The following is a 26,983-nucleotide window of genomic DNA, read 5'->3' on the forward strand; positions in this document are numbered from 1 at the left end:
GATTAAAAGTTGAAAAATTCAAATCTTCTTTTTATAAAGTTAGCAATTAAATTTAACGCAAACAATATCAATAATAAAGCTATGATTGCAACTGCAGCAAGTGCTATAAATGCAGACTCAGGACTACTTGACCACATATATATTTGTACAGGTAGGACAGTTGCTGGATCAAAAAATGACTGTGGTATACTTGTAATAAATGCCACCATACCTATCATTAGTAAAGGTGAAGATTCACCTAAAATTCTTGCAGTTGCTAGAAGTGTACCATGTATTATCCTTGGTAAAGCAATAGGCAAAGAATGATCTAATACCACTTTAACATGAGAAACACCTAGAGCAAAAGCTGCATCTTTTATTGCAATAGGCACACTAGCAAAAGCATCTTTTGTTGCAATAACAATATTCGGTAACATCATAAGTGATAGTGTCATGCCGCCAACAAGTGGTGAGGAACGCGGTAACCCTAAAATACTAAGATAAAGAGTTAATCCTACTATACCAAATATTATAGATGGCACTGCTGCAAGATTATTGATACTAATTTCAATAATATTAGTTATGAATTTATTTTTAGGCATAAACTCATAAAGACAAATACCAGACATAACACCTATTGGTAATGCAATCGCTAGACAGATTATAATAGTCATCAATGAACCAATCATCGCACCTAAAATTCCAGCATTTTCAGGTTCACGTGAATCAGATTTTATAAATAAAGCCTTATTAAAAAATTTTTTTACTTTGCATTTTTTTTTCAACCAATCAAGTAGCCTAATGTAGTAGTCATTGGTATATTTAGCTTTATTAATTGCATTTATTACACTAGATGCAGTAACCCATATTTCATACTTACCACTATGCTTTATTTTTTTTTTCCTAATAAAATTCTCCAATTCTTTATAAGAATTACGGCTCAAAATTTCATCACTGCTATTAAAATCACTATCTTGCAACACTTCATATAAAGCATTATCAAGTAAATTTATCGACTGTGTACGCAAATCATAACTATTATTTACTGAAAACAAACTATCACTTACCTCAACAGGCAGTAAAATTTTAGTAACTGTTAACGCATTATAAGAATTTACCAATATACCTAATAAAATGCATATAGGACAGCCAAACGATATCACTAATGCTAAAAAAGAACAAAAATGCACTATATAATTTTTCCTATTTTTCTTTCTTATACGAACATGCATACGTTTAGATTGAAGCAGTTTGAGAAACTTTTTCTTTAACATTCATCTATGCTGCTATTTAAAATCTCTTCGTTCTTTTATTCTTGCAGCTTTACCAAAAAGTCTACACAGATAGTATAATTTTGCCCTACGCACTTTACCTTTCCTTACAACTTCCACTGACACTAATGCAGGGGAATAGACAAAAAATTGAGAAACTATACTTTCTCCATGGCTTACCTTTCTGACTGCAAAAGAAGAGTGTAAACCACGATTCTTTTTTGATATACATATACCTTCAAATATCTGTACACGTCCATCTGACACCTGAAAAGTAATCTTCAGATTATCCCCAGGACGAAACTCTGGCATCTTTTTTTCCAGCGCATTCATTTGTTGTTTATTAAATTCTTCAAGTAAATTCACCATTTTTATCTCCATTTAATAATTCAGGTCGGTATTTTTTTGTCCTTAAGTAAGACTGTTGCTGCCTCCAATCACTTATTTTTTTATGATTACCAGATAACAGAACTTCAGGCACCTCACGTCCCCTCCAATTTTGAGGTCTAGTATACTGTGGATATTCAAGTATACCTCCATTATAACTAAAGCTTTCTTCATCAAGGCTAGCAGTGTTACTTATTACACCAGGAAGAAGCCTGATACAAGCATCAAGTATCACCATAGCAGCAGGTTCACCTCCTGAAAGAATATAATCTCCAACGCTTAATTCATAAGGAGTATACATTTCAATTATTCTTTGGTCAATACCTTCAAATCTTCCGCACAATATCATTATGTGCGACAGAGAAACCAATTCTCTCGCAATATTCTGATTAAACTGCGTACCAGATGGAGTCATATAAAGTAATCGTGCATTAGGAAAGGCAATACTATCTATTGCATCACTAATTATATCAGGGCGCATAATCATACCTGGCCCACCTCCATATGGTATGTCATCAATAGTAAAATACTTATCTTTAGCAAAAGCACGTATATCTACTACATTTAAATTCCAGATTTGTTTTTGCAATGCTCTGCCTGCAAGAGAATACCCTAATAACCCTGGAAACATCTCTGGAAATATAGTAAATATAGAAACATTAAATGTCATAAACTAGATCTAAAAATCTCGTAAAAATCATATCTTATATGTTGTACAATAAATCTATTTCAAATTTTCAATTTCCTCAATAGTTAAACCTGTACTTTGAACTATTATTTCAATAAGAACTTTTTCTTTAAGCAGATTTTTGACCACTTCAATTTTTTCTAATTTTCTGCCCTCCAAAATCCCTTCAGCCCTTCCTTTCTCTTTACCAAATTTAATCCCTTTCTTAGTGGCATTATCAAGCTTGTACTCTAAGATAGCTTCCTCTTTACGTAAATCCATTATTCTTTCCTCATAGGCCACTAAATCTTTCATGTTCCAACGATCCGTATTTAATTCATCATATGCTAATTTGATCGCTTCTGATTCTTTTGTTATCTCCTTTAAATCTTCATCTGTAGTTTCATCCGCATATTTAAAGAAAAAACACCAACGTTCTACTACGTCTTTTAACTCATCCGCACGACTCTTTGAAAACTTAGGTAATTCAATAAAAATTGATTGAAAACCTTTCAGATAATGTCCATTCGTTTTTATATCTCTTACAGTATGCGTTGAAATATAATCCACTTCATTAGGAAATAAATTACAATTGGAAATTGCTATAAAAAATACTTTCTTTAGATCGATGTACTTTCCTGATTTATCCAATTGCCTTGAATAAGCTTTAGCTGCATGGAGTTGAGCACGTTTCTCAAAGCCTTTATCTCTAGTTAACTGCATTTCAATGACAAATCTATTGCCTACAGAATCTCTACAGAGGACGTTAACTATACTTTGTTTATAAGATGCTATCTCAGGATCCATAATTGTACTCAAAATTCTATATCTTTTATAATAATAGACTCAGTAAACCCTAAAATGTCATTGAGAAAATCTATAAGGATTTTCTTGTTTTTTTCTGTTCCAAATATTCTTTTAAAAGATAGATCATTTTTTGGATCAAGAAATTTAGTAAGAACCATGATAGTATTGAGAGAACATCAACACCTGATTATATTGTCTTAATAGAAAATGTGCAACTATAAAAAATCTGAGTAAGAAGTTTTACAAGCCGCTCTATTTTAAATTACTAAAAATTCTGTATAATTATATTTATAAATTATTTTATTAAAAAATATGAAAATAATATGCGAAGGTAAAGTAAAAATAATCATTGCCACTGATGATCCATATGTAATAATACAACGCTTTAAAGATGATGTTACAGCCTTTAACAAACAAAAACATGATATCGTGCAAGGTAAGGGCATAATTTGTAACCACATCAGTGCATTTATAATGGAAAAGCTCGAAGAAAAAGGTATCAATACACATTTCATAAGATTGAAAGGTGAGAGAGAACAATTAGTCAAAAAACTTGAGATGATTCCTCTCGAAGTAGTAGTAAGAAATATTGCTGCAGGAAGCTTTTGCAAGCGTATCGGCCTACTAAAGCGTGGAGAAAAACTTAGGTATCCTATAATTGAATTTACTTACAAAAACGCCACTGATCCATTAGTAAGCGAAAGCGAGATACTTTACTTCAATTGGTTGTCTAGTACTCAAGAGATAGAAGAGATAAAGTCTATAGCACTAAAAATAAACAAGCTATTAATTGATCTATTTTTAAGTGTTGGAACAAACCTAGTCGATCTTAAATTAGAATTTGGCAGGCTTAATAATAATCTTATTTTAGGTGACGAAATCAGCCCTGATACTTGGAGGCTTTGGACAACTGATTCTAATAAAATATTAGACAAGGATACGTATCGTTTAGATTTAGGTGACTTAAAAAGTGCATATTTGGAGGTGGCAAGTAAATTAGGAATAAAAATTGACTAAAGCATTAGGTTTATAGACATATGAAATATGCTGTAAAACTACGTGCACTATAAAACGCACTCTACCCCAACCACCTCATAACTTAGCTACCGATAGCACTCTCACCTATATTTCTCTCACCCCCTCGATGGTGACGGTGTGCAAATATAGCCGTCCTTAACGTCCTTAAATTTATCAGGCACAAACTTTGTAACGATAGTTGAAGCGCCGAAAAATACACCCATAAATACTACCAACGCAACTAACGCTGCCCATTGCATTCTACCAAATATTGAAAGTATAGCTGCACCTATCACTACTACCGTCATAACAGGAATACCAATTTTCCATATATACTCAACAATATTACATATTACCTCTTTTGTTGCATCATTTTTTTGTAGATCATTCTCCCCAGTAGATATAAAAGGGATAACACATAACAACAATATAAAAAAAACATTTAAAAACTTTCTCACCATACAATTCATTTTAACCAAATTACAATAGAAACTATATATTTACATTTTATAGAAGATTTTAAATTTGTCTATAGGCATAATCGTGTTTGTACTACATAATTAACCCTCCGTTAATGCTTAATACATGCCCTGTAATATACTGTGCACTATCACTTAGTAAAAATACTATTCCAGCCGCTACTTCTTCTGGAGTGCCCATTCTTTTCATAGGAATATTTTCTAATATTTTCTCTTTTTGCTCATTACCTAAAACTTCAGTCATTTTAGTGTCAATAAATCCCGGGGCAATGCAGTTAACTGTAATATTGCGATTTGCAACCTCTTTGGCTATAGATTTACTCATAGCAATTATTCCAGCTTTAGATGCTGCATAGTTTGCTTGTCCTGCATTGCCAGCAAGTCCTATTACAGAAGAAATATTCACTATTCTTCCCCATCTATTTTTAAGCAATATTTTACACGCATTTCTATTAAGCCAAAAAGTAGAAGTTAAATTTATATCTATTACTTCTTGCCACGCTTTATCACTCATACGCAATAGTAAACTATCTCTCGTTATACCAGCATTACATATTAACCCGTCAAAACCTTCCATAACTTCATTTGCTTTATCCACAAGTTGGTTCACTTCTTCAGCATCTAATAGGTTACAAGGCAAAACATGTACATTATTTCTATACTTGCAGGATATTTCTTCGAGAATCTGCTTTCTCGTCCCTGAAATAGATAAAATTGCACCAGATTCATGCATAGCCGCTACAATTGCCTGTCCTATTCCACCTGATGCACCTGTAATTAAAAACTTTTTATGATCTAGTCTAAACATAAAATCACTCCATTTGAAAAAACTCGATTGACTATTTTTATCAATATGTTAAGTATTTTTATATTTTGGCGGGCGTAGCTCAGTTGGCAGAGCGTCAGTTTGTGGTACTGAATGTCGCCAGTTCGATCCTGGTCGCTCGCCCTTAGGAAGTAGATATTGCAGGAGGCAAGCATGAGTTTTACTTTATCTGAATTACCATATAAACAAGAAGCCTTAGAACCTTATATATCCGCAAAAACTTTAGATTTTCATTACAACAAACATCATAAAGGATATTTAGATAAACTCAATACATTAGTAAAAGACAAGGATTATGAACATATGGGTCTTGAAGAGCTTATTAAAAAAGTACACAATAATGGTGAAAAGGTTGCTATCTTTAATAATGCAGCACAAGTGTGGAACCATACATTTTATTGGCATTCAATGAAAAATAATGGGGGCGGCAAACCAACAGAAGGTAGCGAAATCATAAAAAAAATCAAGGATGATCTAGGTGGTTTTGAAAAATTCATTGAGACATTTTCTGAATATGGAGTGAATCAATTTGGTAGTGGATGGGTGTGGTTAGTACTAGAAAACAACAAACTAAAAATTACTAAAACTCCCAATGCAGATTTACCGTTAACACATAATCAAATACCCCTTGTCACTATGGATGTATGGGAACATGCTTATTATTTAGACTGCCAAAACCGTAGAATTGATTATATTAAGGTATTTCTCGACCATTTAATTAATTGGGACTTTGCTGAAAAAAATCTAAAGCAGGCGATATAATGCATATTACAACATTAAATAATGGTCTACGCATAATTACTGAACAACTGCGTGATGTGGATTCTGTAGCTTTGAATATAAGAATTGGGGTTGGTAGCAGGGCTGAAGATATGAGTCAAAATGGTATCTCACATTTTCTAGAACATATGGCCTTTAAGGGCACTAAAACCCGCACTACTCTTGATATTGCTAAAACATTTGATGATATGGGAGGAGTTTTTAATGCAAGTACAGGTAGAGAAAGTACTGCTTACTATGCAAAGGTTTTAAAAAAAGATGTGCCTATCGGTATTGAAATATTAATAGATATATTAATGAATTCAATATTTCCAGAAGACGAATTAGAGCGTGAGAAAGGTGTAGTAATACAGGAGATTTTTCAAACCAATGACTCACCAAGTGATATAATTTTCGATAAATATATGGAAACGGCTTATAAAGGTCAGCCATTTGGTAGATCAATTTTAGGCACACAAGAAACAGTGAAGTCTTTTACAAGAGAAAATCTAAAAGATTATATAAGTAATCATTACTTTGGAGAAAATATGTTGCTTGCCATTGCAGGTAACATTGATCATGAAACAGTTGTAACATTAGCTCAAAAATCATTATCAATGATTCAATCCAAAGAATTAAAAAAGAGTAATAGAGCAGTATATACTGGTAGTGAATATTTAGAAGATCGTAAGTTAGATCAAGTGCATTTGTTAATCGGCTTTCCAACTGTTTCTTGTTACGATGAAAAATATTATGTATTTCAAGTGCTTGATTCAATATTAGGCGGAGGAATGTCATCACGCCTATTTCAAGAAATAAGGGAAAAGCAAGGCTTAGCTTATTCTATTTATTCATTTAACTCCAGCTATACTGATACAGGTATGCTTTCTATTTTTGCAGGCACAGATAGTAGCAATCTTAACAAACTTATACAGTCCATAACCGTAGAATTAAAAAAATTATGCACGTATGATCTTAAAGAGGAGGAGGTAGAAAGAGTAAAAGGTAGAATAAAATCTCAAGTTTTAATGTCTAGGGAAAGTACCAGCGCACGTGCTGAAATATTAGGGTACTATTATAGCATGTATGGTAGATATATCAGTAAAGAGGAATTAATAGAAAAGATTAACGCTGTAACTATCGAAGACATCAAGAAAGTAGCGGAAGAGTTATTACTTCAACATAGTAAAATTACTATAGCTGCAATTGGAGAAATCAATTTAATGCCCAGTTATGACAAGATAGTTGCTATGCTGAAGTAGCATAAACATTTTATGCTTTAGTTCCTTGAAATAAAACTTTAATGATTATTAGTCTTAGGAGTATCATGTGGTAATATCTATTTTAGGCGCAGGTGCCTGGGGTACTGCACTTGCAATTTCATTAAGTAATAAACACAATGTAGTTCTATGGACACACAATAAAGTCACATTTGATTCAATAAAGAACAAACAAGAAAGTAATAAGTTACCAGGTTGTTTAATTCCCAATAATGTATCAGTCACATTAGAAATTGAAGAGACATTAAATAGTGAATTGATAATATTAGCTACGCCGACACAATCTATACGCGCAATATGTCAACAGCTCCTTAATAATAATATAAAACCAGATATTCCTGTCATTGCAGTTTGCAAAGGTATAGAACAATCTACATTAATGTTACCAAGCGAAATAATAAAGGAAAAATTACATAATAATTCTATAGTTATCTTTTCAGGTCCAAGTTTTGCTATAGAAGTTGCAAACAAATTACCCTATTCAATGGTCCTTGCGTGTTATAATACTGAACTAGGATTAAAGCTAATGTCAAAATTACAGCAAAAAAATCTTACTTTAAACTTCAGCAATGACATCATTGGGACACAAATTTGCGCAGCATTAAAAAATGTCTTTGCAATAGCATGTGGCATAATCTTAGGTAGAAACTTAGGATGTAATACTCACGCAATACTAATTACAAAAAGCATGCATGAAATTAGAACTCTATATAAAGCAAAAACTGGGAATGACAATATAGACACTTTACTAGGACCAGCTTGTTTAGGAGATCTAGTAATGACATGTACATCTTTACACTCAAGAAATATGTCTTTTGGGTTTAAAATAGGTAGCAGTGGTAATTTTCAAAAAAGTGCAGCTGTAGTTGAGGGTATAACTACTACAAAATCTCTATTTAATCTTGCAAAGAAACTACAAATTAATCTACCTATATGCAACGCAATTTATAGGTTGTTATATGAAAATGCTACCATAGATGAAACTATTCTTACAATGCTAAAATGAAATTTTTATATAAACTAATATCAACCTGGTTTTTATCTGGTACAACCAAAAAAATGCCTGGTACTTTAGGAAGTTTAGCATCTTTCCCATTAATCCCTATTATATTGAGCAATCAAATTTTAGGTGCAATGATTATATTTGTATTATTTATAATCGGTTTATGGTCCACAGATAATTACATAAAATATTACAATACTTCACATGATCCAAAAGAAGTAGTTATTGATGAAGTAGTGGGACAACTATTAACAATTCTATTAGCTTCAATGTATCAAGAGATTAACTGCTTTTCACTACTGTTGTGCTTTTTTTCTTTTAGGTTCTTTGATATAATAAAAATATGGCCAGTAAGTTTTATTGATAAAAATATCAAAAATTCTCTGGGTATTATGTTGGATGATATAGCAGCTGCAGTATTAGCTTATATTACAGTATGGCTGTTTTGTTATTTATTTTTAGTGTATGCAGAACAAAACACAATTAATTACTCAGAACCTAAAAGACTATATATTATATACAGCAGCTCTATCTCAATGGGAAATACATGATACATTTGATGGGATTGTTTTCACAATCAACGATTCCAGGGAATCTTTATTTAATTTTGTTTTTTGTAAAACTGAGCTATCAATACCACAAACCCTAGATTATCTGAAAACAAGAAATAGAGAAGCAACATGGGTAATGGAGTCAACCATAAAAAGTAATGTTTTAGAAAAATATAATATAAAGCATGCCAGCACACCAAAAAAAATGCTGCTTAAAATCAGAAATTATCTTTTACCAGCTGATACAATTCCAAATTTAAAATTAATAACAGTAAATAGTAATCAGCTTTTGGAACAGCTAGATCTATACACTTCTCGCATTTTTTATCATAGATCTGGTATTGTTAGCACATTTTTTCGTGGTCTACCAAACTGTAGCACACAATTAAAATTTTTTCTTGTAAGCTTAGATGATAAAATTGTTGGCACATGCGGTATTTACATACAAGATAATGTGGTAGGCTTTTATAGTGATGGGGTTTTACCAATATATAGGAATCAAGGAATCGGGACACAAATGGTATTAGAAAGAATAAAAATAGCTCAGGAGTCTAAATGTCAATATGCAGTAGCACATTGTATGAAACCTTCCGTAAATCTTTACAAAAGATTAGGATTTCAGGTATTAGGTAACCTCTACTTATACACTTCTACAGTATAACTAAAACTTTTATGCTTATTTAGTTATGTTTTTTCAGTATGACATATATTTAATATTAGTTTTGATGCTGTTTTTTCTTTCCTATTCTAAACTCAAGATTAGTAATATAATTAAAAACTTAGAACATCAAAATATCATCACTAATAATCTAATCGATACAGTAGATGATGGCTTTTATATATGGGATGCAAAAAAACGTACAGAAAAATTTTCTCCAAATTTATTAGTACTATTTAATACAATTTTTAACTCATTTAATGAATTTGTCAATTTTTTTGAACAGTCAGAAGAATTAATGAAAAATTTCGTTGAGGCAAAAAAAGTAAGTAAGTTTTTCACTATGGATTTAAAAGCAAAAGATAGCGAGGTCTACTGTACATGTTACGGGAGGAGTATAGTTGATCACTATAATAACGTTATAGGAGTGTTATTATGGATTAGAAATACTTCAGGATATAAGTTAAAAGTTAGTGAGCTTGAACTAGAAAATAAAAAACTCATGCAAGAAATAGAAAATTACAAGAATATCTTTAATGCTTTACCTTATCCGATATTGACATATAATATACATAAGAAAGTAAAATTTTATAATCTATTTTATAATAAATATACAAATAATTCTCAAAAATTATCCATTACTAATAGTATTCATAGTAACAAATTACTAAAACATGTGATGATCTACAAAAATGAACGTAGGATTTTTAATCTCATCAAACTTCCAATATATAATTCCAACGAAGTAGTAGTATATGGACAAGATATAAGTGAGGTGGAAAAATTACAGACTGTATTAGACAATCACCTAGCCACACAAAAAAACCTTCTTGAAGAGTTACCAGTTGCTATAGCAATATATAATAAAAATCAAAAGCTTAAATTTTATAATAATGCATTTGTAAGGATTTTCCAATTTGATCCAAGCTTTCTGTCATCTTACCCAACTTATCACGAAGTGATGCTACATCTATTTGAAACTAAAAAGCTTTTAAACGAAGAAGATTTTCAAGCCAGTAGTCAGCAAACAAGCATTTTATTTAAAGAATTAATAGGATCTTATAACAACATGCTGTATTTAATAAATGGGAAAATAATTAGAGTATTAATCATACCTTATGCTTCTGAAGGGTTATTATTTTCTTATGAAGAATGTAAAAATTATGATAAAAAGCTTACGTAAAAACTTCAGATTTCATAATATCTTTCAACGAATCTATTAAGCAATCTTACACCAAAACCAACTGCTCCTTTTGGACAAATATCATTACCTTTTTCATGCCATGCAGTACCCGCAATATCCAGGTGTGCCCAGCAAGTATTATTTACAAAACGTTGTAAAAACTGAGCAGCTATTATACTATCACCTCCAGAACCTACAGGAGCAATGTTTTGCACATCTGCAATTTGTGAATCAATAACCTTATCATATGCTTTGCTCATAGGAAAACGCCACAATTTTTCGTTTACTTCCTCTCCTGCATTCACCAGATGAGAAGCCAATTCATCATTATTTGAAAATAACCCAGCATACTCGTTATGCCCCAATGCAACCACAATTGCACCTGTTAACGTTGCAAGATCTATTATACACTTCGGTAAAAATCTATCCTGAGTGTACCATAATGCGTCTGCAAGTATTAGCCTTCCTTCTGCATCAGTATTCAACACTTCTATTGTCTGTCCAGATAGTGAGGTCACTATATCGCTTGGCCGTTGAGCATTACCATCAACTGCATTCTCTGCAAGTGCAACTACACCTACAGCATTAACTTTTGCCTTGCGCGCTGCTAAAGTACGCATTATACCAACCACAGTAGCAGAACCAGCCATATCATATTTCATAGACTCCATCCCGCGAGAAGGCTTCAGCGATATCCCACCAGTATCAAATGTTATACCCTTACCAACAAAAGCTATAGGTTTATCTTCTTTATCTTTAGAAGATCCATTCCACCTCATTATTACTAATCTTGGTTCTTTACTACTTCCTTGAGATACTCCTAGCAAAGCACCCATATCCTTCATATCTTTTTTTTCTAGAATCTCAATTTCAACTCCTAACTTACTGAGTTCATTTTTGATGCAATCAGCATAAGACTCAGGATACAGAACATTTGGAGGTTCACTTACAAGAGAGCGTACAAGAAATACTCCTTCACCTTCTTGTTTAAAATCTTCAAATATCTTTGTATTCTCTGCTACTATTGTAATTTCCATATCTACAGGATCTTTTGTGGTTTTATATTTATCAAAACTAAAACTACGTAAAAGTGCCCCATATGCAATACTTGCTATAATTCTTTCATTATCTTTAATAGAAACCGATGCTTGTTTAATCTTTAATCTGTTCAATTCATGATATATTTTACCACCAATATTTAACGCTTGATTTTCATTCCATTCATTTCTGTTACCAAGACCTATAACCATAACGTTTTTGCCAGTAGATATAGTCACAGAAAAACATTCACCGAATTTACCATTGAAATCACTAAATTGTTTTATATACTCTATAACTTGTTCGTCTTGCAATATCCCGCTACTCTCTACAATAGCCTGTTCTCCTTCAAATAAACCAGTTACTACTGTTTTAAAACTAGGTGATAAAACTTTAGAAATTGTTATTTTCACTTGATTACACTCCATACTTACATGCAGAAGTATCTACAAAATTATCAAAAAAGACAAGCTCTTTTTATAACCCACTTAACGACTTTAGTAGTTTTGCTAGATGAGTTCTTCTGTGAACCTTAAGCCTTTCCGCATCTAATATGATTAGAATATCCTTGATACTTTTATCAATATCGTCGTTTACTATCACATAATCATATTGATAGCATTTACTGATTTCTTCTTTAGCTTGAATCAATCTATGTTCTATTATGCTATTGCTCTCACTATTACGTTTATTTAAACGTAACCTTAATTCCTGCATTGAAGGCGGTAATATAAAAACACTGACAATTTTTTCTGTCATTATTTTAAATAAATGAAATGCTCCTTGCCAATCTATATTTAATAACACACTTATTCCATTTTCGAGACTTCTTTCGATAAAATCCTTTGGTACACCATAAAAATTACCAAAAACTTCTGCATACTCAAGCATTTGTCCTGCTAGACATAATGTATTAAACTGCTCCTTTGTCACAAAAAAATAATCTTTCCCGTCTATTTCTTTAACACGTGGTTTGCGTGTAGTAAAAGAAATAGATCCTACAAGATTAGTTGATTCCTGCAGCAACCTTTTTGATATAGTCGTTTTTCCAGCACCAGATGGAGAAGATAAAATGAGCAATATACCTTCACTTTCCACGTCCATTTTCCTTTTTTGTTTTACCTTTCAACTTTTACATCTTCTAATGTAGCACTTGATTTATTGAAACTAGATTTTACAAGACTATTATTATGTAAAACAGCATCTGATAGATCTGTATTAGTTAAAGAAGAGTTATCAAAAGTAGCACCACGCAGGTCAGCATTTTTAAAGTTTGCCTTTTCTAAACTAGTATTACTGAATTTTGCGCCACATAGTATTGAATTTGCAAAATTAGCACCCTTTAAATCCATATTATCAAAATTAAAATAGGAATAATTAACATCAAGTTCCTCCCCAGATGATATTTTCTCCTGTAAGCCTTGCATTGAAGCAATAGCATTACTTAAATTGAGCAGTTTTTCTTGTCCTATATTTTCAATAAATATTGAATCATCAAACTTACAATTTATAAATTCAGTTTCCATCACTGAGCATTTATAAACACTTGAAGATAGAAGATGTACATTATCAGCTATTAAATTAGCCATATCGCTGAGAAAAAAGCTAACTTTTTTCAACATATTATCATATAATACAGTAGATTTAAAATTACTTTTAACAAAATTTGAATTTAATACTTTTAATTTGGACCAATACGCATTATCAATTATTGAATCAAAAAATATTGAATTTTCCATGCTACTGAAATCCATATTGCTGTAAGACAGTATACTATTATATACATGAGAACCTAGAATTTTAACTTTATACATTGAAGAAAAAGAAAGGTTTGTATTGTCAAATCCTGTATAAGCAAATAACGCATAATCAAAAAACGCATTATTCATGTTGGAATTCTTTATTCCAGTATTGCTAAATTTGCCATGCCTAATATCTGCATTTGTAGTATTCACTTTATCTAATTCACTAAAGCTAAGGTCTACATTAATAAGGCTTGCATCACGCAAAGTAGTTTCAAAAACATGCGAATGTTTCATTTGTGCATCATCTAATACTGAATCAGAAAAATTTGAGTAAGTGCTATTTATATAGGAAATCTTTGCTTTACTTAAATTAACACGGTTTAAATTGCTATTAATAATTATAGCAGTATCAAGATAGGCGTTAGTAAGATCACTTCCTGTAAAATCTGAATCTTTAATATATGCACTGTACATATTTACGTCATTTAACAAAGAAAAGTGTAGTTTTAACTTGTATGCATCAACATTAACAAAACTTGAGTTATTAAGCGTGCTTTTCTGTATTATAACATTTTCCAGATCACAGCCATTAAAATTTGTATAACTCATATCTGAGTCTGCAAAGTAAGATAAATACATTTTTACATTTGGAAAATTAATATGCAAACCTATCACATCATGCATGACCAATCTTTTGATCTCAGCACGAGTAAAATCAGTATAACTAACATTGGAGTTACTAAATCTAACATTAGTTAAAATCGCATCAGAGAAATTTGCTCCACGTAAATCTACATCAACAAATAATACATCAGATAAAGTAGAACCTGAAAAATTAGTGCCAATTAAACTTATTCCTTTAAAGATAGAACCCTTAAAAAACAAGTGGCTAAAATCTGCACCGTTTAAATTAGAACCAAAACCTCCTTTCAAATCTTCTTGCATACCTTCTTTGCGACATTTTGTCAAAAATTCAACGAAATCTTTTTTAGTATAAGATAGTTGTTTTATATTATGCAGTGTGCTTAAAAAATTACCGACTGAATCTTTACTAAAACATGAATGACAAGTAAAAATTAAAAGACATATCAAAAAGCTGATTATACGTCTATTTTTTACCACACCATGACTCATTATTTTCTTTTGCACTTATGGCCCAATTATATAAATCCGAGTCTTTTTTATTACTTACTTTTTTAACTTCTATTTTACCAGATTTCATTTCATTAATAGCATTTATTATGTCCTTTTTATTTGTTATATCCAACGCAGATTCAAATTTAGTATTAACTGCATTAACATCTGCACCTTGTAATAAAAGAAAGCGTACTACATTTAACACACCTCGCCTAGCTGCATAAATCAAAGGAGTATCTCCCATACTATTTCTCAAATCTAATATCTCTTTAATCGAGAACCCTATATTTTCGAATTTATTAATTATACCTCTCATACATAGAATATCATCTTTTCCAACACAGTAAAATAGTTGTTTGCTGTAATCATGAACATACGCAGTTGTTGGAAGATGCATATTCATATCATCATACTGCCTCTTATGTATGGGCTTGTCTTGTGTTTCTTGATAAGGCCATTTTCTTACTGGTTCTTTCTTTAAGTCTACCCAGCTTTTTAATTTTTTATTTTCTTTATTTGTAATTCTTGCTTCCTTATTTGTAGGTTTCTCTCTATCAACTACAGGCTTTTGCCCTTCCACTTTTCTGGTTTGCTCATTAGGGTTAATATTTTCATCCGAAATGTCATGTTGTACAGTAATAGTTTTATCTAGCTTTTCATCTAAAATCTTCAGATCATTATCTATTTTGTTATCTTCTTTGTTATCTTCATTATTTGCTTTATATATTTTTTTGTCTTCTTTCTGAACATTATTTTCAGTCCAAGTATCTTTATCTTTAATTTCCTTACCTTGGTCTTCAGCTTCTTTAACTTGAGCAATAACTTCTTTATTTTTATTTTTTCCGTCTTTAGCTTCTATAGTAGTATAAGGTAGGTAACTACTGGGCTCAGCAATTTCTTGCTTGCCTGATGACTGCTCCTCCGCAGTAGACACATTATATGATATAGACATAGTTAAAAATAATATAAGGTATAAATTTTTCATAACACGTACCTCAAGAAAATCATAAAGACAATTATATAACTAAACGGTTAAAAATAGATTTACACAAAAAATCAATAACGCAAAATTTGAATATGTATTGCTGTATATAAGCAATAGCAATCCCAAAATATTAGTAGCATTTTATAAATTTTATTAATTCACTAATATTTTCAACTGGAGTTTCTGGAAGAACACCATGTCCTAAGTTAAAAATAAACGGTAAATCTTTAAAAAAATCCATTATACGTTTTGCTTCTTTTATTGCTTCTTCTATATTATAGGCTAAAAGGTTAGGGTGAAGATTTCCTTGTATTGGAATATTTAAATTTGCTTTTGCCCATTCTATTGGAACATTATAGTCTATACTTACTGCAGATATACCAGTCTGTTCACAGTAATCTTTATAAAGATTACCAGCACATCGTGGAAATCCTATAATTGGAAAATTACCAAAATTACCTCTTATAGCTGAGACAATTTTTTTTGTCGGTTCTATAATATATTTCTTAAATAATTCTTTTGGAAGCATACCAGCATTACTATCAAATAACTGTACTATATCCACACCAGATTCTATTTGCTTAATTAAATAAACTATAGTTGCTTTTGTGATTTTTTCTATTATTTTTTCCAAATCTAAAGTAGAAAAATTTTTTATTCTTGAAAGTCTTTTATGACTTCCACCTTCTACAATATATGAAGTTACCGTCCATGGGCCACCAGCAAATCCTATAAGAGATTTATCTTCTGATAATTTGCTTCTTATCATACTTACAGCATTTAAGATAGGTAGGACTTTACTTTTAACTTCTTCTATATCTTTTAAGCTTTTGGATGTTTCTATAGGTGTAATTTTCGCACCTATACCTTTTTCAAAACTCACATCACATCCTAAAATATGAGCAATTACTAAAATATCAGAAAAAATTATTGCTGCATCCATATCAAACCTTCTTACTGGTTGTAAAGTTAGTTCGGTTACTAGATCTGAATTATAGCATCTATCCATAAAATTAATGGTACTTCTTATAGCCTTATGATATTCTGGAAGAGATCTTCCTGCTTGACGCATCAACCAAATTGGCACTTTTTCACTTGGCTCATTGCTAGTGATAATTTTTGCTATTAATGGTTTATCCTTTACCAATTTACTTGATCCTATATTATTTATATATATATATTTATATATTATAGTAGTAGTTATAGTTGTAACAATAACTTTTAAAATTAGATGTAATTTGTGTTATTTAATTTGTGAATAAATATGTTAATAACTTAGCTATACTACTGATTTTCTGGTGTAATTTATGTGTATAAATAAATTGTTAGTTATGTTAGCAACTTGTCTTTATGGAAAGAAAAATACTGTTATATAGTGGTGTATATGTATGTGGAAAAACTGTTAACTTATTGTTAGTATCTTTTATCAACAAATAATTCACAAGTTAATTAAGTATTATTCACATACTTATTAACCAGTTATGAGGAGTAAATTGAATAAAAAAAAGAAGCATACGTCTTTAGTTGAAAAAGTAGTATATAGAGTTCTTTTGTTCTTTTTTAAAAAAACTTCTATTTTGAGGAAATCTGCAATAAAGGCTTTAATGGAAGGTTCATCAGATCTTAATATTGTATTTATAGATAGTCTGTTAAAATTTCATGATTGTAACATAATCGATATAATGACTCCGCGTACTGAAATATATGCAATAGATATTGATTCAAGCAATGATGAAGTAATGGAAAAGGTACGTAATACTCATCATACTAAAATATTAGTTTATAAAAATAGCTTCGACAATATAATAGGGTTTTTTTATGTGAAAGATATCATTTTGAATGATTGTCAAAGTTTTAACTTGAAATATATTATACAGAATATCATATTTGTCCCGCCTTCCATGAAAACAACAAATCTTTTTATTAAAATGCAGTCTTCTAAGTCATGTTTAGCTGTGGTACTAGACGAATATGGTGGAACTTATGGTATAATTTCAATCTCTGATCTTATATGGGAAATGTTGCCAAGTTTTGATGAAGCAAGTTCAGAGTATACAATAATTAAATTATCAGATAATATATTTGAAGTTCCAGCAAGGGTTCTTCTAAAAGATATAGAAAAAGAGTTGAATATAATGCTACGTGATCCTGATGATGATTATGTTACGCTTGGTGGATTAGTACTTTCAATTGCAGGTAAGGTTCCTTTTAATGATGAAGTAATTAAATATAAAAATAATATAAAATTTATCGTTAAAGATGCTAATGAGCGCTATATCAATAGGATAATATTAGATTTGAGCAATTACACAGAACATTTTTAATCTTCTGTAATCTTTCTTATCATACTTTCAATCATATGTTTGATTCCTCTATATATAGAGTATATACTTTCATCTTTTCTCATATATGCGGAACAGGAAAATACGTTATATTCTTCATCTTCTATTGATAATTCTGTGTCACATTTTATATGTTCACCACCAAGTCTTTCTATTAACTGTTCTTTGTCATCCCCTATTGTTACTTTTACTTTAGCTTTTTTGCTTAAAATAGAAACAACAACGGCTGGGGATATACATATTGCTCCTATAGGTTTTCTTGATTGGAAGAAATTTAGAACGAGCTTTTCAAATTCTGGTAATACATTTTTATTTTTATATAAGCTTGACAAATTTTTCATGGATCCTTGCCCACCAGGTATAACCAGCATGTCAAAATCTTCAACATTGGCTTCTTTTATATCATATATTTCACCTCTTGATATCCTTGCTGATTCTATTAGAACATTTCTTTTTTCTTTTGTTGCTTCATTTGTAACATGATTAACAATTTGTGTAACATCGATATTTGGTGCTAGACATTTAACTTCTACTTCTTGTTGATCAAGTACTAGTAAACTTAAAACAGCTTCTCTTATTTCTGTCCCGTCAAGATGACCACAACCTGACAAGATTACGGCAGCTTTTAATTTTTGTTCACTCATAAATACCTTAATTCATTAATTTAAGTATTTTAATATATATTTTATATTTAGAGAAGAGATAATTGTATTAAATATTTTACTCTTATTATTACAAAGTTAATTATTATTATTTATAATTTTAGTTATTTTATGGAGTAAATATGTCGTATTCTGGTGCAGTAAATGGAGTTAATAGTTCTATTCAAGAGTATGGAGGACCTAATCTCTAGAACAAGCAAGAACTTATTAATCTTTTAGTTAAAAATCCACGATTAATGCAATTTGTGATGGAAGATTTTATAAAAAATCCAGAAGAATCAGCAAAATTTTTACAACAAATAAGTAAAGACCCAGCTGTTGTAAAAAAGGTTAGTGATTTGGGTAAACAAATTCTTATAGAAACTGCTAAAGTAGTTGTCAATGGGGTAATAACATTGGGACCAAAATTGGCAGCAATAAGTGCAGGGTTAGCAACATTGGGACCTGTAGGTTTTGTTGCTATGGCAGCAATAGCATTAGTAGGAGTAGCTGCTGTAGGCTTTTCTGTATTTAAAAATGTTCGTAATAAGACTAGCAGTATGGAAGGTAATGGTGGAAGTATTAAGGAATATACAAATGAAAAGGTAACGCAATTACTATCTAATTTGGTTGAAACTTCTCAAGTAAGAAGTGAACCTTATAAAGAAGGTAAATTTGGAACGTTGAGAGAATCATTACAAGATGAAATTAGAGTATTAATGGAACCATTAAAAGAGTTTAAATCGAGTTTTATGGAAAATTCAGTGAAAGAAGAACCAGTAGTAGCACAAGAAGTATTTAGTAAAAATAGGTACCTTGATGAATTTTTATCTCAAATCAGTGAAGAAAAACGTGATGGTGTAAGGAATTTGTTCAAAAAAGTTATTGAACTTAATAATGACTTTAGGAGAGATTTCTATAAAACCACTGATATAGAGAAAAAATCAGCTACTGAAATAAATAACATGAAAAGCGAAGAAATTGAGAAACTTATTAAAGAAGTTGATAATTTAAAGAAAGAACAGGATAAGGGGCCAAGTACAAATCTGAAATCAGTTACACGAGAACCTATAAATACAGCATTATCATTGTCTATTTAAATTAATGCCCTCTGAAATTTTGAATACTTTGCAGAGGGCAATTTATTCACTGCTTTTATTGCTATTACTAACTACAGTAATAGCATATGCACATAACTCTGAAAAAGAAATTCCATTTTCTTGAGATAGTAAATGTAGCTTTTGTAAACTGTCTTTGACTTTAATAGGGATATTTCCACCTCGTTCTTTTGCAAGCCATGAATCTTGATGATGAATTGGATGTACATCACTTTTTGGATTTCCTACATATATTGCAAAAGGTGAACTTTGCCCCTTAAAATCACATTGTACAGTAAACTTTTTGATAAGTTCTGTCATTTTTAAGCACCTCTACTTTTCTTTGCAGTGGTAGTTTTTACGTTAGGTAAAATAGGTAGACTTTTCGTAAAATTATATGTAATTTTATTTTCTTTGCCTTGTAAAATACGACGCACATCTGCTCGAGTTAATTGCGATTCTTTTGGTATTTTCATACCATTTTTAACCATAATGTTTGCATACATTAATACTTTTTCAACCAACTCTAAATCTCCACTTAGCATTTGAACTAATGCTTGGAATACTTCATCTAGAGTTAATCCATCTATATTTATAATCTTATTTTTTATAAAGCTATTGTTCCCTAAAAGATCAATAAGCTCATCCTGATTCTGTATGGCATTATTGCTCTGTACAATGTTATTTTTTGAATTCATAGCTAGAATATTATTGCTCATAAATTTATAACATATATATACAAATCCTTCTACTATTATAGTGTTGCATATTCTAATTAACTATCTACTAATAATATGCTTAGTTATATACATAAATTAATTGATAAAAATCAAGGATCAATATCTATAAGTGATTTCATGTGTGCTGCTTTGTACCATAAAAAATATGGATACTACATGAAATTTGATAGTAAAGGTGATTTTATAGGTGATTTTGTTACTTCTCCAGAAATCAGCCAGTTATTTGGTGAGATAATAGCGATTTGGATAATGCATACGTACGAAAAGCTAGGAAAACCAGAAAAATTCTTACTTGTTGAGCTTGGTCCAGGTAGAGGAACACTTATAAAAGACGTGATAAGAGTAACTCAAAAATATGATAGTTTTTTTTGTTCGATGTCTATTCACTTGATAGAGATCAGCCCTGTTTTACAAAATATGCAAAAGCATATTCTTAAAGGTTTCGATATTAAATGGCATAAAGATATTGATGATTTACCGGAGCAGCCAGCTATATTTATAGCAAATGAATTTTTTGATGCTTTACCAATAGATCAATTTATATATTATAATGACCAATGGTATGAAAATAGAATAGCAAAGTATAATAATAGCTTTCAAGTTGTACAGGTCGTTTTAGATAATTTTAAAGATTTAAACAACCTAAAAGTAGCTAAATTTAATGGTGCAGTAGTAGAAATATGTTTATCTGGAATTGGAATATTGAATAAAATTGAAAAAAAAATACATAGGGACTATGGTTCTGCATTAATTATAGATTATGGTTACATATATCCAACGTATAAGAGTACTTTACAAGCTATCAGGCAACATAATTATGTTAGTTTTCTTAATGCTGTAGGTGATAGTGATATTACTGCACATGTAAATTTTCATGCACTTAGAAATGCATTAAAATATACGAATTATGAAATTTTAACTCAACGAGAGTTCCTATACTCTTTTGGTATAAAAGAAAGAGTAGATATTCTGATTAGAAATACACAGCAAAAAGAAAGGATTATAAGTGAATTTTTAAGGTTAACTGAGAATATGGGTACTCTGTTCAAGGTTATACTTATAGAAAAAGAAGCGCTTCTTTAGATAATATTGTTACAAGATAAAAGCAGTTGTATATCCATTCAAGAGACTTAACGTATTTACCTACCTATCGCTAAAAGACAAATCTTGTGCTTTCTCATATCTCATTTCTTTTCCATTTTAATCCCCGCTTTATCATGGTTTTGAAAGAAGCCCATTACCCTAGGCATAGTATTTGGCTCTAAAGAAAAAGGATTACACAGATTAGTAAAAGAAAATTGTGATCAACTTTTAAAAATACAGATATCAAATTATCTCCTTTTAAAAAGTTTCTCAATGTCACTCAGCTTTATCTCAACATAAGTAGGTCTACCGTGATTACATTGTCCAGAATATGGAGTTTTTTCCATTTGCCGCAATAGTTCATTCATTTCTTCTAAATTTATTTCTCTTCCTGCTCTTATTGATCCATGGCAGGCTATTGTAGATAAAATTCTATTTATTCTATCTTCTATAGGCAAAGTATCTTCTATTTCCATTAATCTCTCTACTATCTCAATTACCATTTCCTCTATGTTTGCACTACTTAAAACTGCTGGAATTTCTCTTACTACTACTGTAGAATCCCGTATAATTTCAATTTCAAAGCCCATTTCAGCTAGTTTTTCTTTATAATTTTCAATTGTCTCAATTTCTTCTTGATTTTGAATATTTACTAATTCAGGGATTAACAATTTCTGCCTTTTAATTGTATTACTTTCCATTACTTCTTTCATATATTCATAGATCAATCTTTCATGAGCAGCATGTTGGTCAACTATGATCAAATTATTTTTTGTTTGTGCAATTATGTAAGTATTATACACCTGACAACGTGCAAGTCCTAATGGATAGTCCTCTATAACTTTGAGTTGCTCTTTAAAAATTGTGAAATCAGTAGGAACACATGAAGGAAGGGGATAGTTATAAGGTTGTGGTGCAGTTAATGCAGAGTAGTCGTAAAGTTTTGACTGTTCCGATAAGTGTTCTTGTCTTTCATCAGAATTCTCTTCACTTTTGTGAAATTCTGTGTTCTGCTTTATGTTTTCTCCTATTCTAGCTGATAATGCCTTTATTAAACCTCTAGTTACTATTTCATATATAAGCTTTTTATTCTGAAACCTTACCTCAGATTTATTTGGGTGCACATTTACATCTACTTGATCGTAAGGAATTTCTAAGTTCAATACTACAAGAGGATATCTATTGTTTGGTATAAGGTCGTTATATGCGTATCGGACTGCAGCTATAAGTAAACTATCTTTTATTGGTCTCTTATTAACAAATGTATAAATCATGCTAGATCTGCCAAAGTTAGTTGTTGGTTTGCAGATATATCCGGTTAATATAGTATCATCCTCTTCTTCATTGACTATAAGAGCATTATTATGAAACTCATTGTGAATTGCACACAACCTATCAAATAGAGATGAGTGTTTAAAGTACTTTAAAAGTTTTTTATTTTCTGAAATAAGAGTAAATCCTATATTATGGTTAATTATTGCCAAGTTATTTATAATGTTAATTATATTCTGAGTCTCTGCTCTTTCAGTTTTTAAAAACTTTAACCTATTAGGTGTAGCAAAAAAAAGATCGTAAATTTCAATACATGTACCGTATGCTAAAGGACATGGAGAAAGTTCCTTTATTTTATTCCCGCCTTCATAGCTTATTGACCAAGCTTCATTAGCTTCACTTAACTTAGATGACAACTTAACTCTGCTAACTGCAGAAATTGATGGCAAAGCTTCCCCCCTAAAGCCTAAATGTTTTATCTCTATTAAATTGTTTAATTTAGAAGTGGCGTGTCGCATAAATGCTAATTCTATTTCATCTTTATTAATACCAATACCGTTATCTATTACAGAAATCAAATTACGTCCACCACTCTCTATTTGTATCTCTATTTCTTCACTTTTTGCATCGATAGAGTTTTCTACTAGCTCTTTTACTACGCTTGCAGGCCTTTCAATTACTTCGCCTGCTGCTATACGATTAATTGTTTGTGTATCTAAAAGAATTATAGCCATCGTATATTTCCTAAATTACAAAAAGAATTTATAACAGAATTTTAATAAAAACGTAAAAATTTGCAAAATCTATATAAAAATATTACACTAACTTAGTTAAATAGGAAAATAGTATGCCATCTGTTATATTTATTCTACCAGACGGAAGTAAGAAAAGCTATGAAGCTGTAGAAGGTGAAACTTTGCTTAACTTAGCGCATAGAACTGACCCTGATTTATTAGAAGGTGCATGCGAAGGTTCACTTGCATGCTCTACATGCCATGTTATTGTTGATCCAAAATTTTTTAATATGTTAGGCCCTATTTCTGATGAAGAAAATGACATGTTAGATCTAGCTTTTGGTCTGACAGAAACTTCTCGGTTAGGATGCCAAATTAAGATTACTGAAGATATTGACGGTATATGTGTAACTATACCAAGATGTACACGTAATATATCGTTGGATAAATAAAGCTAGTGCGTAAATTTTACCTTTATACTATTATTTTCTTGTTTATATTTATTCCGACAGTATATATTAGTTTTTGGTATTTTGTTATGTGGAAGACAAAAAACTTCATAACAAATGTTGTTGCCAATGCTACTGATAAAGAATTTCAAGTTATATACGACATAGCAGGATTTCCATCTAGTCTCACTTTTTATATTTTAAATCCTAAATTTGCTAACGAAGAGTTGACTGTTTCAATGGATGAATTGATGATAAAAAATAGGCTGTTAGATAAGTCTCTATATGTATATATACCAAGTAATAGGGTTACTATTCAAAAAAACGCTTTATATGATACAAGACGTGATGATAATATAATTTGTAATATGCACGATAAAAATTATCTCGTTATTAAACTAAATACATTACCATTTCTATCAAAACTAAGTATATCTGATATAAACATGATACGATATGAAGATCATGGATTGCAGTGTGATATTTCATCTCGAGGTATACAACAAAGCATTGTTACTGAAATAGATAATAATAAAAGTAATTATGTTCAACTTAATATTCAACATAAATCTGATGAAAATATAAAATTATGGTTGGATTTTTATACATATAGATTTAAAGGTGTTACAAACCCTGAAAATTGTTTCAATATTGACGTAAGACTTGGTCTTGAATCTATAAAAAATAGTGCAAGTACTAATATTAATTTCAATATAGATAGGTTTTTATTTTACTCTAACAATTTCTCCATTTCAGCAAGTGGTAGAATAACTAATTATAATATTGTGACTGGTTTTTTTAGAGAAGAAGTTAATGTGGAAATATCAAATTATACAAAATTAATACAATCTCTTGTTGAACAAGAGAAAAATTTTGATTCATTTAATGAATTAATGTTGTCCTTATCAGAAAAAACAGCTAATGATAATATACAATTTACAATAAGGCATGAGAAAAATGGATTAAGTTTTATTGGCAAATTGTCTTTTGACGATTTTATAAAACGGTTATCAAATTTATCTGCAAATGAGAGTAATCATTAATCTGTTTATTATGCTCATATTTTGTCTAAATGCGTATGCTTTTGTTTTAGATAATAAACTGCCAGATAAGAATATGGAGAGGCGTGCAACAGATTTATTTAAAGTGATAAAGTGTCCGTTCTGTTCTGGTGAAGTATTATCTGAATCTCCTGCATATGATATGCGTGAAGCAATAAGAAAGAAAATTAGTGATGGATATACTGATCAAGACATTATTACAGAGTTAAAAGCTCTTTATGGTGATTCAATCATAATGATACCATCTTTAAAAGATAGCACTTATATCTTATGGTGTTTACCATTTATAGTACTATTTATCGGGTCTTACTTTATATATTCAGTAATACACCGTGAAATCAATTAATCTTTCTATATTTTTTATATGCTATCTAGTCTTTTCCGCATTACCATCATTATCAATAGAACAAGTGCAAATTATTGAGACACAAGATGATAATGAGGATGTACCTACACCTAAAAGGAAGCCGTCTGCACTTAAAAATAATATTGAAATACAGGAAAATGATGATGGCATCCCCATTCCTAAAAGGAAACCATTAAGACTTATTAAAATGCAAGAAGGTGATAATACGCTATTACCACAAAGAAAAAATGGGCCTCAATTACAAAAAAGTAAGATTGAAGCTATAGCGCATTCTATAGAAAAAAAATTAGCGAAATGTTGGAGTATTCCTAATGGTATAAATTATAAAAAAAATTTCAGCATAAAAATTCATGTTCTTTTGTCTGCTCAGGGCGAAGTAGTAATAGCCAATATAGTAGATAATAATACATATCAAAAGAATGCTCTTTTCAGGGCAGTAGCAGATAATGCAATGCGAGCAGTATATAAATGTAGTCCATTTACTGATTTACCTAGTGAGCATTACTATGTTTGGCGTGAAATAACATTAAATTTTATTTTAAATGATTAGTTACCTAAAGCATGTTCTTATAAGAAGATTTATGTATGACTCATCTGAATACCAGTAGATATTCAAAAACGTATTGACTGATCATTACTTAAATATTATTATATAGGTAACCTTAATTTTATTATAGACATGAAAGTCAAAGCATCATTGAAATCTCATCGTAACAGGGATAAAAATTGCAAAGTTGTAAAAAGATGGGGTAAGATTTATATTATAAATAAAGTAAAACCAAGATGCAAAGCACGTCAGGGTTCTTAACTTATTCTTTGGAGAAAAAAGTTCTGCATCTTATCTGTATTGTGTTCTCTATCATGCTTTATTGTTAGTGCAATGTAAGAAGCATTACAGATTTATCTTGGACGTGGTTTCTTTTCAAAAGTTATTAATTGAAAGAGGTATTGCTTTGAACTTACTGAAAGAGTAGACTTGCTATTAAGTATTTATTGCATATCAATTAAAGAGGTATTGCCTTGAGTTTATTTAATAACCTTTATAAAGGTTTGCTGAAAACTTCTTCTCGCTTTAGTAATGAAATAAAAAATATTTTTTCCACTAAAAAAAAAATAGACCAATCAGTTCTAAATGAATTCGTAGACTTATTAATTAGCATGGACATTGGTAGCAAAGCTTCCAGATTAATTGTTGACAAACTTCAGAATGAACAGGAAGCAGAGTACGAAGTTATAAAGCAGCAACTAGTATATGAAATAGAGTCTATCTTAAATCCTGCAGTTTGTTCATTAGTGTTAGATAAAAAACCACATATAATAATGATGTGTGGTGTAAATGGAAGTGGTAAAACTACAACTGCAGGTAAACTTGCTTACAAATACAAAAAAATGGGAAAATCTGTTATGCTTGTTGCGTGTGATACA

Annotated in this window: 29 protein-coding genes, 1 tRNA gene and 2 pseudogenes (1 of these 32 running past the window's edge); 17 read left to right on the forward strand and 15 right to left on the reverse strand. The window is 30.5% G+C overall.

Translation table 11 applies throughout. The features are described 5' to 3' along the window. Window positions 1-2: 2 nt before the first annotated feature. The 4 genes and pseudogenes from BIY23_RS00490 to BIY23_RS00505 all read right to left on the reverse strand — a co-directional run bounded on the left by BIY23_RS00490 (window position 3) and on the right by BIY23_RS00505 (window position 3,269). Window positions 3-1,253 (reverse strand): PstA family ABC transporter permease, encoded by a 1,251-nt coding sequence (locus tag BIY23_RS00490; RefSeq protein WP_070064618.1) that lies wholly within the window; start codon window positions 1,251-1,253, stop codon window positions 3-5. Between the two features lie 12 nt (window positions 1,254-1,265). After that, window positions 1,266-1,619, reverse strand: coding sequence for a 50S ribosomal protein L19 (rplS, locus tag BIY23_RS00495; protein WP_070064838.1), 354 nt, complete (start codon window positions 1,617-1,619; stop codon window positions 1,266-1,268). After that, window positions 1,603-2,307, reverse strand: a complete 705-nt coding sequence (trmD, locus tag BIY23_RS00500; RefSeq protein WP_070064619.1) for a tRNA (guanosine(37)-N1)-methyltransferase TrmD — start codon at window positions 2,305-2,307, stop codon at window positions 1,603-1,605. The genes rplS and trmD overlap by 17 nt, the downstream gene beginning before the upstream one ends. 54 nt (window positions 2,308-2,361) lie before the next feature. Next, window positions 2,362-3,269: pseudogene (locus tag BIY23_RS00505) on the reverse strand (Rpn family recombination-promoting nuclease/putative transposase). Window positions 3,270-3,423: 154 nt separating this feature from the next. Between BIY23_RS00505 and purC the strand changes: the two are divergent. Continuing rightward, complete coding sequence (gene purC / locus BIY23_RS00510; protein ID WP_070064620.1) at window positions 3,424-4,128, forward strand: phosphoribosylaminoimidazolesuccinocarboxamide synthase; 705 nt, start codon at window positions 3,424-3,426, stop codon at window positions 4,126-4,128. A 116-nt stretch (window positions 4,129-4,244) separates the two neighbouring features. On the opposite strand, the gene BIY23_RS00515 is transcribed toward purC, so the two are convergent. Then, window positions 4,245-4,589, reverse strand: coding sequence for a TrbC/VirB2 family protein (locus BIY23_RS00515; protein ID WP_261722479.1), 345 nt, complete (start codon window positions 4,587-4,589; stop codon window positions 4,245-4,247). Window positions 4,590-4,680: 91 nt separating this feature from the next. Next, window positions 4,681-5,415, reverse strand: coding sequence for a 3-oxoacyl-[acyl-carrier-protein] reductase (fabG, locus tag BIY23_RS00520; RefSeq protein WP_070064622.1), 735 nt, complete (start codon window positions 5,413-5,415; stop codon window positions 4,681-4,683). 68 nt (window positions 5,416-5,483) lie between these two features. On the opposite strand from fabG, the gene BIY23_RS00525 reads away from it, so the two are divergent. The 7 genes and pseudogenes from BIY23_RS00525 to BIY23_RS00555 all read left to right on the forward strand — a co-directional run bounded on the left by BIY23_RS00525 (window position 5,484) and on the right by BIY23_RS00555 (window position 10,867). Further along, window positions 5,484-5,556 (forward strand) — tRNA-His (locus BIY23_RS00525). A gap of 30 nt (window positions 5,557-5,586) precedes the next feature. Beyond that, window positions 5,587-6,195, forward strand: coding sequence for a superoxide dismutase (locus tag BIY23_RS00530; protein WP_070064623.1), 609 nt, complete (start codon window positions 5,587-5,589; stop codon window positions 6,193-6,195). Then, a complete protein-coding gene (locus BIY23_RS00535) occupies window positions 6,195-7,454 on the forward strand; it encodes a M16 family metallopeptidase (protein ID WP_070064624.1) in 1,260 nt (419 codons plus the stop codon). The genes BIY23_RS00530 and BIY23_RS00535 overlap by 1 nt, the downstream gene beginning before the upstream one ends. 67 nt (window positions 7,455-7,521) lie before the next feature. After that, complete coding sequence (locus BIY23_RS00540; protein ID WP_070064625.1) at window positions 7,522-8,478, forward strand: NAD(P)H-dependent glycerol-3-phosphate dehydrogenase; 957 nt, start codon at window positions 7,522-7,524, stop codon at window positions 8,476-8,478. After that, window positions 8,475-8,945: pseudogene (locus BIY23_RS00545) on the forward strand (phosphatidylglycerophosphatase A family protein); the annotation flags it as partial. The gene BIY23_RS00540 and the pseudogene BIY23_RS00545, both read left to right, overlap by 4 nt. Continuing rightward, entirely contained in the window at window positions 8,941-9,687 is a 747-nt protein-coding gene (locus BIY23_RS00550; RefSeq protein WP_070064626.1) for a GNAT family N-acetyltransferase, read from the forward strand. The pseudogene BIY23_RS00545 and the gene BIY23_RS00550, both read left to right, overlap by 5 nt. A 25-nt stretch (window positions 9,688-9,712) precedes the next feature. After that, entirely contained in the window at window positions 9,713-10,867 is a 1,155-nt protein-coding gene (locus tag BIY23_RS00555) for a PAS domain-containing protein (protein ID WP_070064627.1), read from the forward strand. Between the two features lie 5 nt (window positions 10,868-10,872). Here BIY23_RS00555 and BIY23_RS00560 read toward each other — a convergent pair whose 3' ends face one another. From BIY23_RS00560 to hemE, 5 genes are all read right to left on the reverse strand, one after another. Further along, window positions 10,873-12,333 carry a leucyl aminopeptidase gene (locus tag BIY23_RS00560; protein ID WP_070064628.1) on the reverse strand — a complete coding sequence of 487 codons (1,461 nt, stop codon included), beginning with the start codon at window positions 12,331-12,333 and terminating at the stop codon, window positions 10,873-10,875. 49 nt (window positions 12,334-12,382) lie between these two features. Beyond that, window positions 12,383-13,009, reverse strand: a complete 627-nt coding sequence (gmk, locus tag BIY23_RS00565) for a guanylate kinase (protein ID WP_070064629.1) — start codon at window positions 13,007-13,009, stop codon at window positions 12,383-12,385. A 14-nt stretch (window positions 13,010-13,023) separates the two neighbouring features. Beyond that, window positions 13,024-14,784: a pentapeptide repeat-containing protein gene (locus tag BIY23_RS00570; RefSeq protein WP_070064630.1), complete on the reverse strand. Its 1,761-nt coding sequence runs from the start codon at window positions 14,782-14,784 to the stop codon at window positions 13,024-13,026. Beyond that, window positions 14,759-15,772 carry an ankyrin repeat domain-containing protein gene (locus tag BIY23_RS00575; protein WP_070064631.1) on the reverse strand — a complete coding sequence of 338 codons (1,014 nt, stop codon included), beginning with the start codon at window positions 15,770-15,772 and terminating at the stop codon, window positions 14,759-14,761. The genes BIY23_RS00570 and BIY23_RS00575 overlap by 26 nt, the downstream gene beginning before the upstream one ends. A gap of 130 nt (window positions 15,773-15,902) precedes the next feature. After that, on the reverse strand, window positions 15,903-16,919 hold the full coding sequence (gene hemE / locus BIY23_RS00580) for a uroporphyrinogen decarboxylase (protein WP_081326497.1): 1,017 nt from the start codon (window positions 16,917-16,919) through the stop codon (window positions 15,903-15,905). Window positions 16,920-17,265: 346 nt separating this feature from the next. Between hemE and BIY23_RS00585 the strand changes: the two genes are divergently transcribed. Next, entirely contained in the window at window positions 17,266-18,096 is an 831-nt protein-coding gene (locus BIY23_RS00585; protein ID WP_070064839.1) for a transporter associated domain-containing protein, read from the forward strand. Here the strand turns inward: BIY23_RS00585 and elbB are convergent. Further along, window positions 18,093-18,758, reverse strand: coding sequence for an isoprenoid biosynthesis glyoxalase ElbB (gene elbB / locus BIY23_RS00590; RefSeq protein WP_070064633.1), 666 nt, complete (start codon window positions 18,756-18,758; stop codon window positions 18,093-18,095). The genes BIY23_RS00585 and elbB overlap by 4 nt on opposite strands. A 263-nt stretch (window positions 18,759-19,021) precedes the next feature. Here elbB and BIY23_RS00595 point away from each other — a divergent pair, with 263 nt between their 5' ends. Further along, complete coding sequence (locus BIY23_RS00595; RefSeq protein WP_148115191.1) at window positions 19,022-19,855, forward strand: hypothetical protein; 834 nt, start codon at window positions 19,022-19,024, stop codon at window positions 19,853-19,855. Between the two features lie 42 nt (window positions 19,856-19,897). Here BIY23_RS00595 and BIY23_RS00600 read toward each other — a convergent pair whose 3' ends face one another. Together BIY23_RS00600 and BIY23_RS00605 are read right to left on the reverse strand one after the other, a co-directional pair. Continuing rightward, window positions 19,898-20,173, reverse strand: coding sequence for a DUF2610 domain-containing protein (locus BIY23_RS00600; RefSeq protein ID WP_070064635.1), 276 nt, complete (start codon window positions 20,171-20,173; stop codon window positions 19,898-19,900). A 2-nt stretch (window positions 20,174-20,175) separates the two neighbouring features. Further along, a complete protein-coding gene (locus BIY23_RS00605; RefSeq protein WP_148115192.1) occupies window positions 20,176-20,571 on the reverse strand; it encodes a hypothetical protein in 396 nt (131 codons plus the stop codon). Window positions 20,572-20,646: 75 nt separating this feature from the next. On the opposite strand from BIY23_RS00605, the gene BIY23_RS00610 reads away from it, so the two are divergent. Continuing rightward, window positions 20,647-21,675: a class I SAM-dependent methyltransferase gene (locus BIY23_RS00610; protein WP_070064636.1), complete on the forward strand. Its 1,029-nt coding sequence runs from the start codon at window positions 20,647-20,649 to the stop codon at window positions 21,673-21,675. A gap of 248 nt (window positions 21,676-21,923) precedes the next feature. On the opposite strand, the gene mutL is transcribed toward BIY23_RS00610, so the two are convergent. Then, window positions 21,924-23,681 carry a DNA mismatch repair endonuclease MutL gene (mutL, locus tag BIY23_RS00615; protein WP_070064637.1) on the reverse strand — a complete coding sequence of 586 codons (1,758 nt, stop codon included), beginning with the start codon at window positions 23,679-23,681 and terminating at the stop codon, window positions 21,924-21,926. Between the two features lie 113 nt (window positions 23,682-23,794). Between mutL and BIY23_RS00620 the strand changes: the two genes are divergently transcribed. From BIY23_RS00620 to ftsY, 6 genes are all read left to right on the forward strand, one after another. Continuing rightward, entirely contained in the window at window positions 23,795-24,133 is a 339-nt protein-coding gene (locus BIY23_RS00620; RefSeq protein ID WP_070064638.1) for a ferredoxin family 2Fe-2S iron-sulfur cluster binding protein, read from the forward strand. A gap of 86 nt (window positions 24,134-24,219) precedes the next feature. Further along, on the forward strand, window positions 24,220-25,173 hold the full coding sequence (locus BIY23_RS00625) for a hypothetical protein (protein ID WP_261722480.1): 954 nt from the start codon (window positions 24,220-24,222) through the stop codon (window positions 25,171-25,173). 10 nt (window positions 25,174-25,183) lie between these two features. Beyond that, complete coding sequence (locus tag BIY23_RS00630; RefSeq protein WP_261722481.1) at window positions 25,184-25,537, forward strand: cytochrome c-type biogenesis protein; 354 nt, start codon at window positions 25,184-25,186, stop codon at window positions 25,535-25,537. Then, complete coding sequence (locus tag BIY23_RS00635; RefSeq protein WP_261722482.1) at window positions 25,524-26,108, forward strand: hypothetical protein; 585 nt, start codon at window positions 25,524-25,526, stop codon at window positions 26,106-26,108. Before BIY23_RS00630 ends, BIY23_RS00635 begins: the two co-directional genes overlap by 14 nt. A gap of 129 nt (window positions 26,109-26,237) precedes the next feature. Continuing rightward, window positions 26,238-26,366, forward strand: coding sequence for a type B 50S ribosomal protein L36 (gene ykgO, locus BIY23_RS00640; RefSeq protein WP_070064641.1), 129 nt, complete (start codon window positions 26,238-26,240; stop codon window positions 26,364-26,366). 212 nt (window positions 26,367-26,578) lie between these two features. Continuing rightward, window positions 26,579-26,983 carry the 5' end (the start) of a signal recognition particle-docking protein FtsY gene (gene ftsY, locus BIY23_RS00645; protein WP_070064642.1) on the forward strand. Its footprint extends 492 nt past the window's final position, so the window shows 405 of its 897 coding nt (coding positions 1-405); it begins with the start codon at window positions 26,579-26,581; its stop codon lies beyond the right edge, outside the window.

The sequence above is a fragment of the Wolbachia pipientis genome (assembly GCF_001752665.1).
Taxonomy (GTDB): domain Bacteria; phylum Pseudomonadota; class Alphaproteobacteria; order Rickettsiales; family Anaplasmataceae; genus Wolbachia; species Wolbachia pipientis_A.